The sequence below is a fragment of the Actinomyces israelii genome, from assembly GCF_030253495.1.
GTDB lineage: Bacteria > Actinomycetota > Actinomycetes > Actinomycetales > Actinomycetaceae > Actinomyces > Actinomyces israelii.
This window is the reverse complement of the sequence record NZ_CP124548.1, coordinates 2,420,867-2,436,013: the sequence shown is the minus strand read 5'-3', so window position 1 is coordinate 2,436,013 and position 15,147 is coordinate 2,420,867. Positions and strand designations below refer to the sequence as shown.

The window sequence follows — 15,147 nt, the reverse complement described above, 5'->3', positions numbered from 1 at the left end:
ACGCCCGCCGCCGCCTCGCGGCCGGCTGCGAGCAGGCGGCCCCCGCCGCCCGGCTCAGACCACCTCGACGACGGCGCCCGCGGCACCGGTCGGCAGGTCCACCACGACGACGTCGCCGTCGGCGAGCGCGTGCCCGCGACGGGTGTCGGTCTCGCCGTTGACGGTGACATCGCCGCACTGGACCGCCATGCGGGCCTCGGCGCCGTCCTCGACGAGGCCGGCGAGCTTGAGGAACTGGCCGAGCCTGATCCGTCCGCGCACGGGCACGTACGGGTAGCGGCTCGAAGGCGTGTGAGGAGGCGTCCGGGGCTGCACGCCCCCATTCTTCCAGGCCCGCCGTCGGGCCGCCCCGTGTGAGGAGGAGCGCGTCGCGCAGCGGCGCGCTTATCGCACTGTGAGGCACATGTGCTCGCGCTCGGGCAGGGATAACGGTACGGTAAACGCGATTCCGTGCAGTCTGCAGGAGGAGAATCAGCGTGCGTCGCAGCGCAGCCACCATCATTGCCGTGCTCGCCCTCATCATGCTTCCACTGACACTTCCACTGACGGCGTCCAGCGCCGCAGCCGCTCCCGCTGCTGGTGTCGTCCATGTCTCGGCATCGGCCGGTCAGGGCGGCGACGGCTCGGCGGACAAGCCCTACACCACCATCACCGAGGCGATTGCCGCCGCCCCGTCCGGAGCCACGATCGAGGTCGGGGACGGCACCTACCGGGAGGGCGAGATCTCGGTCGACAAGAGCCTGACCATTCGCGCCGCCGAGGGCGCGGCCCCGGTCCTGTCGGGAGCCGAGGTCCCCACATCCTGGTCGGCCTCCGGCTCCACCTGGTCCACCGCGGCGGACATGGTGCGCTTCTGCACGGTGTGCACCACCAACGCCGACCCCTCCGCCGAGGGCATGGCGGCCCACCCCGAGCAGGTCTTCGTCGACGGCAAGCCGCTGACCCAGGTCGCCACGCGCGGGGAGGTCACGGAGTCCACCTTCTACGTCCAGGACGACGACCCGATCACCGCCAAGAACCCGTCCAACAGCCGGGCGGGCTACAACACCAAGCCGCACCGGGGGACCTCCTACGTCATCGGCGTGGACCCCAACCAGCACACGGTCGAGGTCGCCCAGCACTCGCGGGCCCTGACCCTGTCAGCCGACAACATCACCCTCAGCGGCCTGACCGTGGAGAAGTACTCCCCGGTCCAGGAGTGGGACTACATGGACCCTGAGATCGGCACCAGCACGGGGGGCGTCATGGTCTTCGCCTCCGGCACCGGTCTGACCATCACCGGCAGCGCCTTCAGGTACTCCGGGGGAGGCACGGCGCTGGGCGTCGCCAACGCGCAGAACGCGACCGTGACCAGCAACAGCATTACCGACAACGCCGGCGTCGGGATGGGCGTCAACCGCTCCTCCAACGTCACCATCGAGAACAACCTGTGGTCGGGGAACAACAGCGCCGGCTTCATCACGACCGCCTGCGGGGGCTACTGCACCATCGCGGACACGAAGGTCACGCACTCCGAGAAGGTGCGCTACGCCTACAACACCGTGGACTACTCGCAGTCGGGCACCGACCACTCCGAGCTGTCCTCGTGGGAGACCAACCGGCAGTCCGGCGTCTGGTTCGACGAGGGCGTCCTGGACTCCTCCGTCCTGGCCTCGTACTTCGTCAACGTGCCCACGGGGGTCTCCGTGGAGGTCTCCAAGGGCAACACGGTCGCCTCCAACCTCATCGAGGGCGCCGGCATCGGCATCCAGGTCGCGGGCTCGGAGAGCACCAAGGTGTGGAACAACACGGTGACGCACGCGCTGACGAGCGTCTCGGTCTACGAGGACGAGCGCTCCGACGGCTGCAACGCGCGCGGCAGCGACGGCACCTGCACCTCCAACGAGAGCTGGTCCAAGGAGCACGGCCTGACATGGGACGCCACGGACACGAGCATCTACAACAACATCCTGTCCTCCGAGCAGATGGTCCCCGCGAACGCGGACACCTGGCGGTACTCCGCCATGGTGCAGGTCACCGGCGCCAAGGACGCCGACGGCTCGAGCGCCTTGTACGCCAACGACATGGTCTCCGGCATCGACTACAACGTCTACTACCGGCAGCCCACGAGCCAGCCCTCGACCACCGTCCTGTGGCAGTACGGGGAGGACCGCGGCTCCCAGGCCGTCAACGCCGCCTCCCTGTCCGACTTCTCCAGCAGCCCGAACGTGACGACGGCGGGCAAGGAGGCCAACGGGCTGGACCTGCAGGGCGGCCGGGACGCCAACCCCGTCCTGGTCAGCGAGTCGGCCGACCCCACCGCGTGGAAGACCTCCGACCTGCACGCCAAGCCGGGCGGTCCCGCCGCGGGCACCGGCACGCCGCTGCCGCAGGACATCGCCGACGCCCTGGGGGTGAGCGCGGGCGGCGCTGTCGACCGCGGGGCCCTGGTCAACGCCGCCTGGCAGGGCGGTGCACAGACTCCCAAGGCTCCCGCCGCCGCGCCCGCGGCGGAGCAGACCGCCTCCCCCTCGGCCCAGCCCCAGGGGGAGGGCGGCGAGGACGCGACGGCCCAGACCCAGGCGGCCCAGGCCGCCGCTGATGATCCGACGACGCCGGGCGTGCTCGCCGCCTCCGGGGCCGAGGGCGTCGGCGTGGCGGCACCGGGCGGCCAGATCGACGCCGTCGATCACCCCGCCACCGGTGCTCAGTCCACGACGCTGCAGAAGTTCGTCGGCCGCACCATCGCCGGCCTGGGGGCGACCGCCACGGTCCTGGGCGCCGTCCTCTACCTCTTCCGGGCACGGCTGTTCTGAACAACGGGCTGTGCTGCGGCGCAGGCGGAAGGGGGCGAGGACGGTGGTCATGATCTCAGACGGCGGTCCGCAGCCGGCGTCCTCGGAGGGCCGTGAGCTCGCCGAGGAGCCGGGGGCCCTGGCTCTGGACGTCGGCGAGCGCTACCCGGTGGGCGAGCGCATGCTCACCCTCACCCCCGCTCTGGCGGAGGCCGCCGGCCGGGCCCGGGCGGTCCTGCTCGACGTGGCGGCCCACCGCGAGGTCATCACCTACGGCGAGCTCAGCGAGGCGATCGGCGGCCTGGTCCTGCCCCGGCACATGGGACCGCTGCTCCACATGCTCGGCCACGACTGCCGACTGCGCGACGAGCCGTCCCTTCCCGCGCTCGTCGTCAGTGCAGCCACGGGCGAGGTCGGCACCTCCGACGGCGCCTGGGCGGCGCCCGCCCGCAGGGCGTGCTGGCTGCGCTGGGGCCTCGGAAGTGGCACGGGGCACTGATATGCCGCGGCGTCCTAACGACTGTGAAACGAACTGGCGCAGGCCCTGGTGCTCATCCGCGTACTGTGGTAACGTCCTCGTGCTTTCTCTATCCATCTTTCCCTGTAGGAGATACACGGCATGCTCAGTTGTGAATCTCGATTGGTGACGGCGGTATGACATTCGAGGATCTTCTCAAGCTCACTCGCCGGCAGGTCGTCGCCATCGCCGTCGGTCTCCTCGCGGGGCTCTTCGTGGCCCTCACGGTGATCCTGCTGACGCCGGTGTCGTATCAGGCCTCCGCGGAGGCCTACATCCGCGTCAACGTGTCGCCGGACGGGGAGGCGGCGCAGCAGTACGCGGCCTCCCAGCTCGCCAACCAGAAGGTCAAGGCCTTCGTGCCCGTGTTCACCTCCGAGGCCGTCGCGCAGGGCGTCATCGACTCCCTGGGGCTCGACATGACGCCGGCCCAGCTGTCGCGCTCGCTGTCGGCGACCAACAAGAACAACACCCTGACGATCACCGTCACCGCGACCGCGTCGTCGGAGGACCGGGCCCGCCGCATCGCCGACGAGGTCGTGCGCCAGTCCGCCGAGCAGGTCAAGCAGCTGGAGGGCGAGGACTCGCCGATCGAGGTCGTGCTCATGTCCCCGTCCGCCCTGGCGCCCACGACCCGCTCGCCGTCCGGGTTCAAGTATCTCGGCGTCGGCCTGGTGGGCGGCGTCCTGCTCGGATACGCCCTGGCCTTCGCGCGCGAGGTGTGGGACAGGCGCGTCCGCTCCGCCGCGGACCTGGCCGCCGTCGTGGACGGCCCCGTCCTCGGCGTCATCCCCGTGTCGGACGCCATTGCGCACGGGCGGGTGGGAACAGGCGCCGGCGCCGGCGCCGAGGAGGCCTTCCGCAAGCTGCGCACCAACATGCGCTACGCCAATGTCGACAAGGGCGTGCAGTCCTTCGTGGTGACCTCGGGCATGCAGGGCGACGGGAAGTCCACCGTCGCCAGCAACCTGGCCCGCGTCATGGCGCTGGCCGGCCAGTCGGTCGTGCTCATCGACGGCGACCTGCGCCGTCACCGGCCCCATGACGGGGGCGGGCGGCGCCGTCCCGGGCTGACCCAGCTGCTGGTCGGCTCCACGTCCCTGGACGCGGTGCTGGTCCAGAGCGCGGTGCCCGGCCTGCGGGTCATTCCGGCCGGCGACCCTCCGCCGAACCCGTCCGAGCTCCTCGGCTCCGAGCGCATGTCGGATCTGGTGACCTACCTGTCGTCGAAGCATGTCGTGGTGATCGACGCGCCGGCCGCGCTGCCGGTCACCGACGCCGCCGCGCTCGGCGCCCACACGGACGGCGTCCTGCTGGTGGCGCGCTCGGGACGGACGACGAACGACCAGCTCGAGCAGACGGTCGAGGTGATCCGACAGGGCGGCGGCTCTGTCTTCGGCGTCGTTCTCAACCAGACACCGCAGCCCAAGCCGCGCCGGTTCACCGGCGCCGGCGAGGCGCCGGCGTTCGCGCCCCGTGAGCAGGCCCACGGGGCGGGACGGCGCACGGTGGAGGGGCTGGGCGGCGCCCCGGCTCCGGGGCCCAACCTGCCTGCCAGGGCCAGGTGAGTGCACGGCTCCAGCAAGCACAACTGCGTCGTACGTCCGCTACTCGTCCCCATATCACAGCAGTTTCCCCCTGAGGTTGCAGTTGTCCGCGCCGCCTCGATGCCCTTACGACCCTGGAGAGACCAGAGACCATGTCCCGCACACAGATCGCCCCCTACACCACATCGAAGGTCCCTGGTCCCCGCGTGACGGCGGGATTCCAGCACTCACTACGCGCCGGCGATCTCGCCGCCATCTTCTGCGCCGTCCTCTTCGGCCGGTTCGTGGGCCTTGCCGACGAACGGGCCTTCGCCGCGCACGCCGGTCGGCTCATGCCCAACGACATCCTCCTGGACGTCTGCGTGGCCGCCAGCTGGTGGTTCCTCCTGACGGTCATGAACGCCTACCAGGAGCGCATTCTCGGTCACGGGCTCGACGAGTACCACCGCGTGCTTCAGGCCTCGGCGGCCGAGTTCGGGGGCCTGGCCCTCCTGTCCGCCCTCAGCGGGGCCCAGCTGCCCCGCGTCTACTTCCTGGTGGCCCTGCCCGGCGGCATCGCCCTGCTCCTTATCTGGCGCTGGGCGGCCCGTCAGTTCTTCGTGCAGGCCAGGAGACGGGGGGCCTTCACCCGCCCGGCGTTCGTCGTCGGCTCCCACGAGTCGACCTCGGCGGTGATCGCCACGATCAGTCGGCGGCCCGAGCTCGGCCTGAGGCCCTGCGGCGCCTTCCTGTCCGACGACGGCCCGGCGGACTGCGACGCCGCAGACGTCGCGCACCTGCCCGTGCCGGTCGTCGGGGGCGTCGAGGACATCGGCCGGGCCGTTGACGGGGCCGACGGGATCACCCTGCTGATCGCCCCGACCTCCGGCCTGACCCCGCTGGCGGTACGCAGGATCGGACGGGCGCTGGGGACGACGAGCCGGCTCATGCTGGTGCGCGCCGCCCTCGAGGTCTCCGGCCCGCACTCGGCCGGCGGCATCCGTCTGCACGAGATCAGCTTCGGCTCATTCGCCAGAACCAGGCTCGCGGTCAAGAGGGCGATCGACATCGTGGCGTCGGTCATCCTGATCATTGCCCTGGCCCCCATGTGGGTCGTGGTGCCCGCGCTCATCCGGCACGACGACCGCGGACCGGCCTTCTTCCGCCAGACCAGGGTCGGCAGGGACGGGCAGACGTTCAGGATCTGGAAGTTCCGCACCATGCGCGTCAACGCCGACACCGAGCTGGGCACCCTGCTGACCGAGCAGGGGACGGGCGACAAGCCCTTGTTCAAGGTGGCGGGCGACCCCCGCATCACCAGGATCGGACGGGTGCTCCGGCGCACGTCCCTGGACGAGTTCCCCCAGCTGTTCAACGTTCTCGAGGGATCGATGAGCCTGGTGGGGCCCAGGCCCCAGGTCCCCAAGGAGGTCGAGCTCTACGACGAGACCGCCGCACGCCGGCTGCTGGTCAAGCCGGGGATGACGGGACTGTGGCAGGTCAGCGGAAGGTCCGCCCTGAGCTGGGAGGAGGCCCTGCGCCTCGACCTGTTCTACGTGGAGAACTGGACCCTCCTGATGGACTTGAAGATCCTGCTCAGGACCGTCAAGGTCGTCCTCACCCAGGAGGGGTCCGCCTGAGCGGCTGGAGCGTCCGCCGTCGTCCGCCCGGACGGCGCGACGCTGGTCAGGCCGCCGGCCGTCCGATTCCCGCCAGCGCCGTCCGGCGCGCCAGGTCCCGCAGGTCGGCGGCGCGCGGCGGTGCGGAGCCGGGACCGGCCGGCAGCCCGTGGACCTTCGCCTCCCACCCGTCCGGGACGGCGGCGCCCAGGTAGCCGCCCGTCACCGCGCCGGCGATCGCGGCCACCGTGTCGGCCCCGCTGAACGGCAGGCCCCTCACGCCGGCGAGACGACGTGGGCGCGGATCATCTCGGCCTGGATGACGCAGGAGCCGGCGGCCAGGGGATCGGCGTGCGTCAGCGACGCCGCGGCCCGAGCCGCTGCCGCCGTGGCGCGCGGGTCATGCAAACGGGTCAGGCCGACGACGCCGTTGCGCATGAGCGCCGTTCCCGGTGCTGCGCCCGCCGGAGGCCCTGTGGTAGTCCAGCGCGGCGCATCCTCTCCGAGACGCCCGGCTCACCGCGGTGGCGGGCGACGGACGTCAGGACCGCGTGGGTCTGCGCGCCGACGTCGGAGGCCGCTGAGGCGAGCCAGTCGATGAAGCCGTTCGCAATGGCGTCCAGGGCGACCCGGCTCATCAGGTCGGCGCCGGTGGCCGCGACGCGGGCGATCACCACCGCCACCTGGGTGTCGTCGCTCCACTCGCCCGGCGCGTAGGGGCCCAGGCCCCCGCCCTGCATGAAGCCCTCTCCCGGCTCGGCCCCGCAGCCGGGATCGGCGGGGCGGCGGTCGAGCTCCCACGGCGCCCCGAGGGCGTCGCCGCAGGCCTGGGCCGGCAGGACTCCCTCGGCGCGGTCGAGCTGGGAGGCGGACAGGGGGGAGGCTTCATCGGTACCCGCGGGCGGAGTGTAGGTGTCGGGCGCGGCGGCCGACGGCGCACGGGGGCGCTCGGCGGGGGCGTGCCCGCCTTGGGCGCCGGCCGGCCCGCACCGGTCGGGGCGGGGCCGTCGGGGACGGCCGCACGCGCCGGTACCGGGACGGACCGCGAGCGCCCCCCGGGCGGCTGTGCGCAACCTGTGAGATACTCCATGAATCGAACGTGATCATTTTGTTACATTCATGCATGCTTCCGATTAGCCTGGGTGCACGTGGTGTCCGGCTGTCCTGAGAGCGGCCCGGCGCCCCGTGCAAGAGACGCGCCGTCCCCCAGGGGCGCGGCGCTCCGCCACCTCACCAAGTGTCGATCGGCAACGATCATGCACATTCTTGATCTCACAGACGCGGAGCACGTCCTCGTCGCCTCCGCCTTCTTCGCTCAGCAGCGTCTCGACCTGGTACCCCGGCTGCTCGTGGACGTCGCCGGGGCGGTGTTCCTCGCCGTCGTCCTGCTCTTCATCGGGCTCAACGTCTACGGCGCCGCCCACAGCGCGCGCTCCGCCGGCGGCGCCTACCGGCCGCGCCACGCGCGGCCCCGCTCCTACCGCGGCGCCGGCTCCTCCAGCCGCCGCCCCAGAACCGGCCTCCATGACCTGACGACGGGGTGAAGCATGAGCATCCTCCTTCTGATCGACCGCATCGTCTGGGGCGGTGCGCTGGGAATGGTCATCGTGGCCCTCGGCTACGCCCTGGCCCTTCTCGTCGTCTCCGGGCGCCCGCCCCGCCGCTCGGCGGACGGACGGCCGCCGGCCCTTGACCCCGGCATGCGCGTCGTGGTCCTCATGCCCTGCCTCAACGAGGCCGAGGTCATCGCGGCCTCCGTCCGGCGCCTGCTCGACATCCGCGACCCCGGTCTGCACGTCATGGTCATCGACGACGGCAGCGACGACGGGACCGGGGACGTCGTCCAGGCCCTCGGCGACCCGCGCGCCGAGGTCCTGCGGCGCGTCCTGCCCAACGCCCGCAGGGGCAAGGGCGAGGCCCTCAACAGCGCCCTCGCCGTCGTCCGCGAGCGCTTCTCCGGCTGCGACCCGAGCTCGGTGATCGTCGGCGTGGTCGACGCCGACGGCCGCCTGGACCCCCACGCGATCGCCGAGGCGCGCCGGGCCTTCGCCTCGGCGGAGGTCGGCGCCGTGCAGATGGGGGTGCGGATCAACAACCGGTTCAGCTCGCTGCTGGCCCGCATGCAGGACATGGAGTTCGTGGTCTTCACCTCCGTCTTCCAGGAGGGGCGCCGCCGCCTGGGCAGCGTCGGCATGGGCGGGAACGCCCAGTTCGCCCGCCTGTCCGCGCTCAACTCCCTGGGGCGCAGGCCGTGGACGCGCTCGCTGACGGAGGACTTCGACCTGGGCGTGCGCCTCAACGGTGCCGGCTGGACGAATGAGTACTGGGGCCGGGCGGCCGTCCACCAGCAGGGCGTCACCAGCGGCCGCCGCCTGCTGCGCCAGCGCACCCGCTGGTTCCAGGGCAACCTCCAGTCGGCCCGCCTCCTGGGGAGGGTCGCCCGCGAGCAGCGGGGCCTGTCCAGGGCGGACTCCCTGTGGCAGATCCTCACCCCCTCGCTGCTCCTGGCGGGGTCATTCCTGGTCGCCTCGTTCCTGTCCGCCCTCATCCTGACGGCCGCCGCCGCGGTTCAGGGCATGCCCCGGTCGTGGCGGTGGGCCGCCGGCGCCTACCTGCTGGCCTTCGGCCCGGGCCTGATCTTCGGGTGGCTCTACTGGCGCGTCGAGCGCAGCGAGGGCCTGGGGCTGCTGCGCGCCCTGGCATACTCCCACCTGTTCGTCCTGTACGGGCTCATGCCCTGCCTCGTCGGCTGGCGCGCCCTGGCCCGTCAGGCCACCGGCCGCACCGGCTGGGCCAAGACGGCCCGCGAGGCGGACCCGGAGGAGGAGCAGGCCGCCCTGGTGCCGGTCCAGGGGGCGCCGCGGCGGCCCGGCGCCGCACCGGGCCCGCCGACGGGGACCGGCCCCCGCCCCGACGCCGCGGGCGCCCCGGCTCCGGTGTGGCGGAGGGTCGCTGCGGGGACGGCCGGATGAGCATCCGTGTGGCGGAGAGGATCGGGGAGGGGGCCAGGTGGTTCCTGCGGCTCGCCCGGCGGCACGTCGTCGTGGCCCTGGTCGGGGTGCTCGTCCTGGGCGGTGTGGTGACCACCGTGTACACCATGGCCAACCGCTGCGGGTGGACGACCGTCCACCACGGGTACGGGAGGGTCACCTGCTCCCGGGAGACCATCCGCCTGAGCCCGAAGGCCGCCACCCGCTCCGACGAGACGCACGCCGCCCTGGCGACGGTCGACGGCATGGCGGTCGAGGCGGGCGCGACGCAGACGATCACGGCGACCGTGCGCACCGTCGCCCAGCTGCGCACCGGGAGCGACCCCAATCCCTGGGAGGTCGCCTGGCTGCTGTGGAGCTACACCGACGACCAGCACTTCTACGCCCTGGCCCTGAAGCCCAACGGCTGGGAGGTCAGCAAGGAGGACCCCGCCTACCCCGGGGCCCAGCGCTTCCTCGCCTCCGGGGACGCGCCCACCTACCCGATCGGCACCGCCTTCGACGTCACCGTGACCACGACCACGGCCGGCGACGCCGTCACCATGACGGTGAGCGTGGACGGCGCCGAGCTCGCCACCGTCACCGACGAGGAGAGCCCCTACCCGTCAGGGGCCGTAGCGGCCTACACCGAGGACGCCGTCATCACCGTCGGCCCGGTCTCGCTGACGACCGGGGCCGCGCCGAGTAGCCTGAGTAGCCCAAGCAATCGCACAAGACCCGGAGACAGGGACGAAACCCATGACCGCGCCTGAGCCGCCCCTGACCGCCATGCTCATCTACGGCACCCGCCCCGAGGCCATCAAGATGGCCCCGCTGGTCAAGGCCATGGGGGAGGACCGGCGGTTCCGCCCCGTCGTCGTCGTGACCGGCCAGCACCGCGAGATGCTCGACCAGGTCAACGGCTTCTTCTCCATCGCCCCCGACGTGGACCTCGACATCCACGCCCCCGGCCAGTCCCTGACCCAGGTCACCACCCGGACGCTGACCGGCGCGGGCGAGCAGATCGAGGCACTGGCCCCCGACGTCGTCCTCGTCCAGGGCGACACCACCTCCGCCTTCGCCGCGGGCCTGGCCGCCTTCTACCACGAGGTGCCCGTCGCGCACGTCGAGGCGGGCCTGCGCACGGGCTCGATCGCCTCGCCCTACCCCGAGGAGGCCAACCGGCGCCTGCTCAGCCAGATCACCTCCCTGCACCTGTGCCCGACCGGGCGCAGCCGGGACAACCTCCTGCGGGAGACCTTCGACCCGACCACGGTCCTGGTCACCGGCAACACCGTCATCGACGCCCTCCTGGACGCCGTCACCCGGCCGGTGCCGCCTGCCGACCCGGCGCTGGCCGACGCCCTGTCCGACTCGGCCCGCCGCGTCGTCCTGGTCACCGCGCACCGGCGGGAGTCCTGGGGCGAGCCCATGGAGCGCATCGGACAGGCCGTCGCGCGCCTGGCCCGGGCCCACCCCGACACGCTCTTCGTCCTGCCGGCCCACCGCAATCCGCGCGTGCGCCAGGCCCTCCTGCCGCGCATCGCCGGCCGTGGCAACGTCGTGGTCACCGAGCCCCTGGAGTACGGCCAGTTCTGCACCCTCATGAACCGGGCCGACGTCGTGCTCACCGACTCCGGCGGCGTCCAGGAGGAGGCGCCGGCACTGTCCAAGCCCGTCCTGGTCATGCGCGAGAACACCGAGCGTCCCGAGGCGATCGCCTTCGGGGTGGCCCGGCTCGTGGGCACCGACGAGGAGCGGATCGTGGCGGAGGTCTCCTGCCTGCTGGACGACCCGGAGGCCCACGCGGCCATGGCCCGCGCCGTCAACCCCTACGGCGACGGGAGGGCCGCCGCCCGCGTCCTGGCGGCGCTCGCCGCCACCTTCGGCCTCGGCGAGCGCCTGCCCGACTTCGATCCGGCACCTGGGGCCTGAGCGGGCGTCCTCGGGGTCCGGGCCCCGCTGAGGGCCGCCCGCGCCGGACCGTCCGGTGGCTAGCATGTGCGTGTGCTGACCCGAATCGACCTGCGCGACCAGGACCTGTCCGCCCGCGACCTCGCCGAGGCGCTGCCCCGCGCCCGCCTGGACGTCGCCACCGCCCTGGACCGGGTGGCGCCCGTCATCCAGGACGTGCGCGCGCGCGGCGCCGCCGCCGTGCGCGACGCCTCCGAGCGCTTCGACGCCGTGCGCCCCGAGCACCTGCGCGTGCCCGCGCAGGCCCTCCGGACCGCCCTGGCCGGCCTCGACCCGGCGGTGCGCGAGGGCCTCGAGCTGTGCATCGCCCACAACCGTGCCGGTCACGCCGCCCAGCTCCCCGTCGAGGCCGTCACCCAGATCGTTCCCGGGGGGCGGATCGTCCAGCGGTGGATCCCGGTGGGCAGGGTCGGGCTCTACGTCCCCGGAGGCCTCGCCGTCTACCCGAGCTCGGTGGTCATGAACGCGGTGGCCGCCCAAGTCGCCGGCGTCGAGCAGATCGCGCTCACCTCGCCGCCGCAGGCCGCCTTCAACGGCCTGCCCCACCCCACGATCCTGGCCGCCTGCGCCCTGCTGGGCCTCACTGAGGTCTACGCCGCCGGCGGCGCCCAGGCCGTCGCCATGCTCGCCTACGGCGCCCGGGCCGACGACGACGTCGACCGGGCCGACCTCGCGGCCGCGGGCGGTCCCGGCGAGCCGGGGGCGATGCTGTGCGATCCCGTCGACGTCGTCACCGGCCCCGGCAACATCTACGTGGCGGCCGCCAAGCGCGCCGTGCGCGGCGCGGTGGGCATCGACGCCGAGGCCGGGCCCACCGAGATCGCCGTCCTGGCCGACGGGACCGCCGACCCGGAGTACGCGGCCGCCGACCTGCTCTCCCAGGCCGAGCACGACCCGAGCGCCGCAAGCGTCCTGATCACCGACTCCCCGGCCCTGGCCGACGCCGTCGACCAGGCGCTGGCGCGCCGCCTGGCCGCCACCAGGCACGCCGAGCGGGCCGGCACCGCCCTGCGCGGAAGGCAGTCGGGAACCGTGCTGGTGCGCGACCTTGAGCAGGGCATCGCCGTCGCCGACGCCTACGCCGCCGAGCACCTGGAGATCCACACCGCCGGCGCCCCCGAGGTCGCGCGCCGCATCCGCAACGCCGGGGCGATCTTCGTGGGCCCCTGCAGCCCCGTGCCGCTGGGGGACTACCTGGCGGGCTCCAACCACGTCCTGCCCACCGGCGGCACGGCCCGCTTCAGCTCCGGGCTGAGCGTCATGGCCTACCTCAGGCCCGTCCAGCTCATCGAGTACGACGCCGCCGCCCTGGAGTCCCTGAGCGGCCCGCTGAGCGCGCTGGCGCACTGCGAGGACCTGCCGGCGCACGCCGAGGCCGTCCGGGCCCGCCGGGGCTGACCTCCCCGGCGCTCGTCGTCCCCGGCTCCACAGGGACGCCCGGGCCCGCCGGGGCCGGTCTCGCCGTTCGCCTGCACGTCGGACCCTGCAGTGGGGCCGGCCCCCGCCGGACCGCAGGAGCACGTCCCTCCGCCTCGGGCAGGCTCGCGACGCCCCTCCCGTCGGCCCTCCCCGTGAGTTCCGCGGGCCTCCGCGTGAGCAACGACATATACAAGAGGCCCCTATGAATGCTAGTGTCGTTACCGGATCGTAACTTTGACTGCGTCACTGATCGCTTTAGCAGGTGCTTCCGGCGCTCGTCGCTCCCCGACGGGGCGATCGTCTTCGGAGCGCCTTCGAGACGCAGGCTCCTTCCAACCGAGAACGGCCCCTGACGGAGGTGCACCATGTCCCGTCCCTTCCCCGGCGGACAACGCCGGACCCGATACGGGCTCCCTCTGCTGGCGATGTGCGTCGCGGCCCTCGCCCTGGCGGTGCCGGGCTCGAGCGCGGCACCCGCCGACTTGCCCGACTCGCCCGCCGGGGCCGCGGCGGCGCCGGCGGGCGCCCCCGCGGACCTCGCCGCCGAGGTCGCCGACCAGGCCGCCGCCGGAGTACCGGCCCCCGAGGCCGCCAGGCAGGAGACCCTGCCGCTCGCACTCGACCCGGACGCCCAGGTCGACCTCGCCGCCCCCGCCGACGCGGCCGGTGCGCCCGCGCAGCCCCGCGACCTCGCCGCGCAGGCGCCGGAGACGCCCGCCAGCGCCCGCAGCTTCTCCAGCCAGGCCAACGGCCCGGCCAGCACCCTGGTCCTGTTCGACACCGGCGGCCAGTGGGGCCGGCTCGGGGAGTACTACGCGATCGAGGCCGGCATGCTCGCATCCCACAGCGGGGCCGTGACGACCCTGCCGGTGACCGACTACGTCGCCGGTCTCGCGGGCCGGTACACCGCGGTGATGTACGTGGGCTCCACCTACGACGGCGAGCTGCCCCAGGCCTTCCGGGACGACGTGCTGACCGGGGACGTGCCCGTGCTGTGGATGGGCTTCAACATCTGGCAGCTGACCTCCACCCAGGAGGGCAGGACGGCCTTCGCGGCCCGGTACGGGTGGGACGCGGCCACGTCCTACATCGACGCCACCGACACCGTGACGAAGGTGAGCTACAACGGCCGGGACCTGAGCCGCAACGCCCTGAACACCAGCGGCATCCTCTCGCCCCACATCACCGACGCCGCCGCCGTCAGCGTGCTCGGCCAGGCGCGGTGCTCAGGGGCCGACGGCGCGGAGGCCGCCTGCGCCTCCGTGGCGCAGTCCTCCGGGTCGGCCTTCCCGTGGGCGGTGAAGTCGGGCAACCTGACCTACATCGGCGAGATCCCCATGACCTACATGAACGAGTCCGACCGCTACCTGGCGGCCGCCGACATCGTCCTCGACACCCTCCAGCCCGGGGCGGCCGCCACCCGCACCGCGGCCGTCCGCATCGAGGACGTCAGCCCGGAGACCGACCCGGCCCAGCTGCGCGCCCAGGTCGACTACCTCGTGGGCGAGCAGGTCCCCTTCCAGATGGCCGTCGTCCCCATCTACACCGACCCCCTGGGCGTGGACAACGACGGCGCGCCCGAGGGCCCCACCACGCTGGCCGACCGGCCCGAGCTCGTCGCTGTGCTCAAGTACGCGGTCGACAACGGCGGGACCCTCGTGCAGCACGGCACCACCCACCAGTACGGCGAGCTGACCAACCCGTACTCGGCCGTGAGCACCGACGACTTCGAGTTCATCCGCTCCTGGTGCACCGCCACCCCCGACCGGGGCGCCGAGGCGGTGCCGTGCACGAAGACGACCTACGTGCAGATCGGCGGCGAGCTGGCGAACATGTCTGCCGCTCAGACCGCCGACCGCGTCACCCGCGGCCGCGACCTCTTCGCCGAGGCGGGCCTGCCAACCCCGGCCATCTTCGAGGCCCCCCACTACGCGGCCACCGACGCCGCCTACCGGGGGATCTCGCAGGTCTACTCCACCCGCTACGAGCGCTCCCTGTTCTACGCGGGCACGCTCACCGGCCGCAGCGGCGGCCCCTACGACTACGTCGGGCAGCTCTTCCCCTACACGGTCACCGACCCCTACGGGATGAACGTCCTGCCGGAGAACCTGGGCAACTACGAGCCCGAGGCCTACAGCCAGCACCCGGCCCGAACGGCGCAGGACATTATCGCGGCGGCGCAGGCGAACACGGTAGTCACCCACGCCAACGCCTCCTTCTTCTTCCACCCCTTCTACGACATCAACGCGCTGAAGGATATTGTCGCCGGTATCAGGGGGGCCGGATACACCTTCGTGCCGGCGACCGACCTGGGTTGAGCGAGCATCCGGGTGAGTGGGACCGCCCACC

The 15,147-nt window shown here is 72.8% G+C and carries 14 protein-coding genes; 10 read left to right on the top strand and 4 right to left on the bottom strand.

The features are described 5' to 3' along the window. Window positions 1–54: 54 nt before the first annotated feature. On the bottom strand, window positions 55–315 hold the full coding sequence (locus AIF0345_RS10125) for an RNA-binding S4 domain-containing protein (RefSeq protein WP_311136085.1): 261 nt from the start codon (window positions 313–315) through the stop codon (window positions 55–57). Window positions 316–476: 161 nt separating this feature from the next. On the opposite strand from AIF0345_RS10125, the gene AIF0345_RS10120 reads away from it, so the two are divergent. The 4 genes from AIF0345_RS10120 (at window position 477) to AIF0345_RS10105 (ending at window position 6,457) form a co-directional block, all read left to right on the top strand. Further along, on the top strand, window positions 477–2,795 hold the full coding sequence (locus tag AIF0345_RS10120; protein WP_285296087.1) for a NosD domain-containing protein: 2,319 nt from the start codon (window positions 477–479) through the stop codon (window positions 2,793–2,795). A 160-nt stretch (window positions 2,796–2,955) separates the two neighbouring features. After that, a complete protein-coding gene (locus AIF0345_RS10115) occupies window positions 2,956–3,273 on the top strand; it encodes a hypothetical protein (protein ID WP_268917395.1) in 318 nt (105 codons plus the stop codon). A gap of 155 nt (window positions 3,274–3,428) precedes the next feature. Further along, window positions 3,429–4,859 carry a polysaccharide biosynthesis tyrosine autokinase gene (locus tag AIF0345_RS10110; protein ID WP_043558434.1) on the top strand — a complete coding sequence of 477 codons (1,431 nt, stop codon included), beginning with the start codon at window positions 3,429–3,431 and terminating at the stop codon, window positions 4,857–4,859. A 131-nt stretch (window positions 4,860–4,990) separates the two neighbouring features. Next, window positions 4,991–6,457, top strand: coding sequence for a sugar transferase (locus AIF0345_RS10105; protein WP_285296086.1), 1,467 nt, complete (start codon window positions 4,991–4,993; stop codon window positions 6,455–6,457). A 46-nt stretch (window positions 6,458–6,503) separates the two neighbouring features. Here AIF0345_RS10105 and AIF0345_RS10100 read toward each other — a convergent pair whose 3' ends face one another. Genes AIF0345_RS10100 through AIF0345_RS10090 form a run of 3 tightly spaced genes read right to left on the bottom strand, consistent with a single transcriptional unit; the run spans window position 6,504 to window position 7,509 of the window. Continuing rightward, the gene (locus tag AIF0345_RS10100) at window positions 6,504–6,716 is read right to left on the bottom strand and encodes a hypothetical protein (protein ID WP_285296085.1); all 213 of its coding nucleotides are present in this window, start codon (window positions 6,714–6,716) and stop codon (window positions 6,504–6,506) included. Further along, complete coding sequence (locus AIF0345_RS10095; protein ID WP_267489899.1) at window positions 6,713–6,874, bottom strand: ADP-ribosylglycohydrolase family protein; 162 nt, start codon at window positions 6,872–6,874, stop codon at window positions 6,713–6,715. Before AIF0345_RS10095 ends, AIF0345_RS10100 begins: the two co-directional genes overlap by 4 nt. Next, a complete protein-coding gene (locus tag AIF0345_RS10090; protein ID WP_285296084.1) occupies window positions 6,850–7,509 on the bottom strand; it encodes an ADP-ribosylglycohydrolase family protein in 660 nt (219 codons plus the stop codon). Before AIF0345_RS10090 ends, AIF0345_RS10095 begins: the two co-directional genes overlap by 25 nt. Window positions 7,510–7,692: 183 nt before the next feature. Between AIF0345_RS10090 and AIF0345_RS10085 the strand changes: the two genes are divergently transcribed. The 6 genes from AIF0345_RS10085 to AIF0345_RS10060 all read left to right on the top strand — a co-directional run bounded on the left by AIF0345_RS10085 (window position 7,693) and on the right by AIF0345_RS10060 (window position 15,116). Then, window positions 7,693–7,980: a hypothetical protein gene (locus AIF0345_RS10085; protein WP_268917350.1), complete on the top strand. Its 288-nt coding sequence runs from the start codon at window positions 7,693–7,695 to the stop codon at window positions 7,978–7,980. Window positions 7,981–7,983: 3 nt separating this feature from the next. Then, a complete protein-coding gene (locus AIF0345_RS10080) occupies window positions 7,984–9,408 on the top strand; it encodes a glycosyltransferase family 2 protein (RefSeq protein WP_285296083.1) in 1,425 nt (474 codons plus the stop codon). Beyond that, window positions 9,405–10,178 carry a hypothetical protein gene (locus AIF0345_RS10075; RefSeq protein WP_229118270.1) on the top strand — a complete coding sequence of 258 codons (774 nt, stop codon included), beginning with the start codon at window positions 9,405–9,407 and terminating at the stop codon, window positions 10,176–10,178. The genes AIF0345_RS10080 and AIF0345_RS10075 overlap by 4 nt, the downstream gene beginning before the upstream one ends. Beyond that, window positions 10,165–11,340 carry a non-hydrolyzing UDP-N-acetylglucosamine 2-epimerase gene (gene wecB, locus AIF0345_RS10070; RefSeq protein WP_285296082.1) on the top strand — a complete coding sequence of 392 codons (1,176 nt, stop codon included), beginning with the start codon at window positions 10,165–10,167 and terminating at the stop codon, window positions 11,338–11,340. The genes AIF0345_RS10075 and wecB overlap by 14 nt, the downstream gene beginning before the upstream one ends. A gap of 72 nt (window positions 11,341–11,412) precedes the next feature. Then, window positions 11,413–12,777: a histidinol dehydrogenase gene (gene hisD, locus AIF0345_RS10065; protein WP_043558424.1), complete on the top strand. Its 1,365-nt coding sequence runs from the start codon at window positions 11,413–11,415 to the stop codon at window positions 12,775–12,777. Window positions 12,778–13,163: 386 nt separating this feature from the next. Then, window positions 13,164–15,116 carry a DUF2334 domain-containing protein gene (locus tag AIF0345_RS10060; protein WP_285296081.1) on the top strand — a complete coding sequence of 651 codons (1,953 nt, stop codon included), beginning with the start codon at window positions 13,164–13,166 and terminating at the stop codon, window positions 15,114–15,116. Window positions 15,117–15,147 lie beyond the last annotated feature (31 nt).

Excerpts from the sequence above, each read along its gene's own strand:
- AIF0345_RS10110 (WP_043558434.1), top strand. The coding sequence starts at position 3,429 with ATGACATTCGAGGATCTTCTCAAGCTCACTCGCCGGCAGGTCGTCGCC.
- AIF0345_RS10080 (WP_285296083.1), top strand. The coding sequence starts at position 7,984 with ATGAGCATCCTCCTTCTGATCGACCGCATCGTCTGGGGCGGTGCGCTG.
- AIF0345_RS10095 (WP_267489899.1), bottom strand. The coding sequence starts at position 6,874 with ATGCGCAACGGCGTCGTCGGCCTGACCCGTTTGCATGACCCGCGCGCC.
- AIF0345_RS10105 (WP_285296086.1), top strand. The coding sequence starts at position 4,991 with ATGTCCCGCACACAGATCGCCCCCTACACCACATCGAAGGTCCCTGGT.
- AIF0345_RS10085 (WP_268917350.1), top strand. The coding sequence starts at position 7,693 with ATGCACATTCTTGATCTCACAGACGCGGAGCACGTCCTCGTCGCCTCC.
- AIF0345_RS10075 (WP_229118270.1), top strand. The coding sequence starts at position 9,405 with ATGAGCATCCGTGTGGCGGAGAGGATCGGGGAGGGGGCCAGGTGGTTC.
- AIF0345_RS10060 (WP_285296081.1), top strand. The coding sequence starts at position 13,164 with ATGTCCCGTCCCTTCCCCGGCGGACAACGCCGGACCCGATACGGGCTC.
- wecB (WP_285296082.1), top strand. The coding sequence starts at position 10,165 with ATGACCGCGCCTGAGCCGCCCCTGACCGCCATGCTCATCTACGGCACC.
- AIF0345_RS10115 (WP_268917395.1), top strand. The coding sequence starts at position 2,956 with ATGCTCACCCTCACCCCCGCTCTGGCGGAGGCCGCCGGCCGGGCCCGG.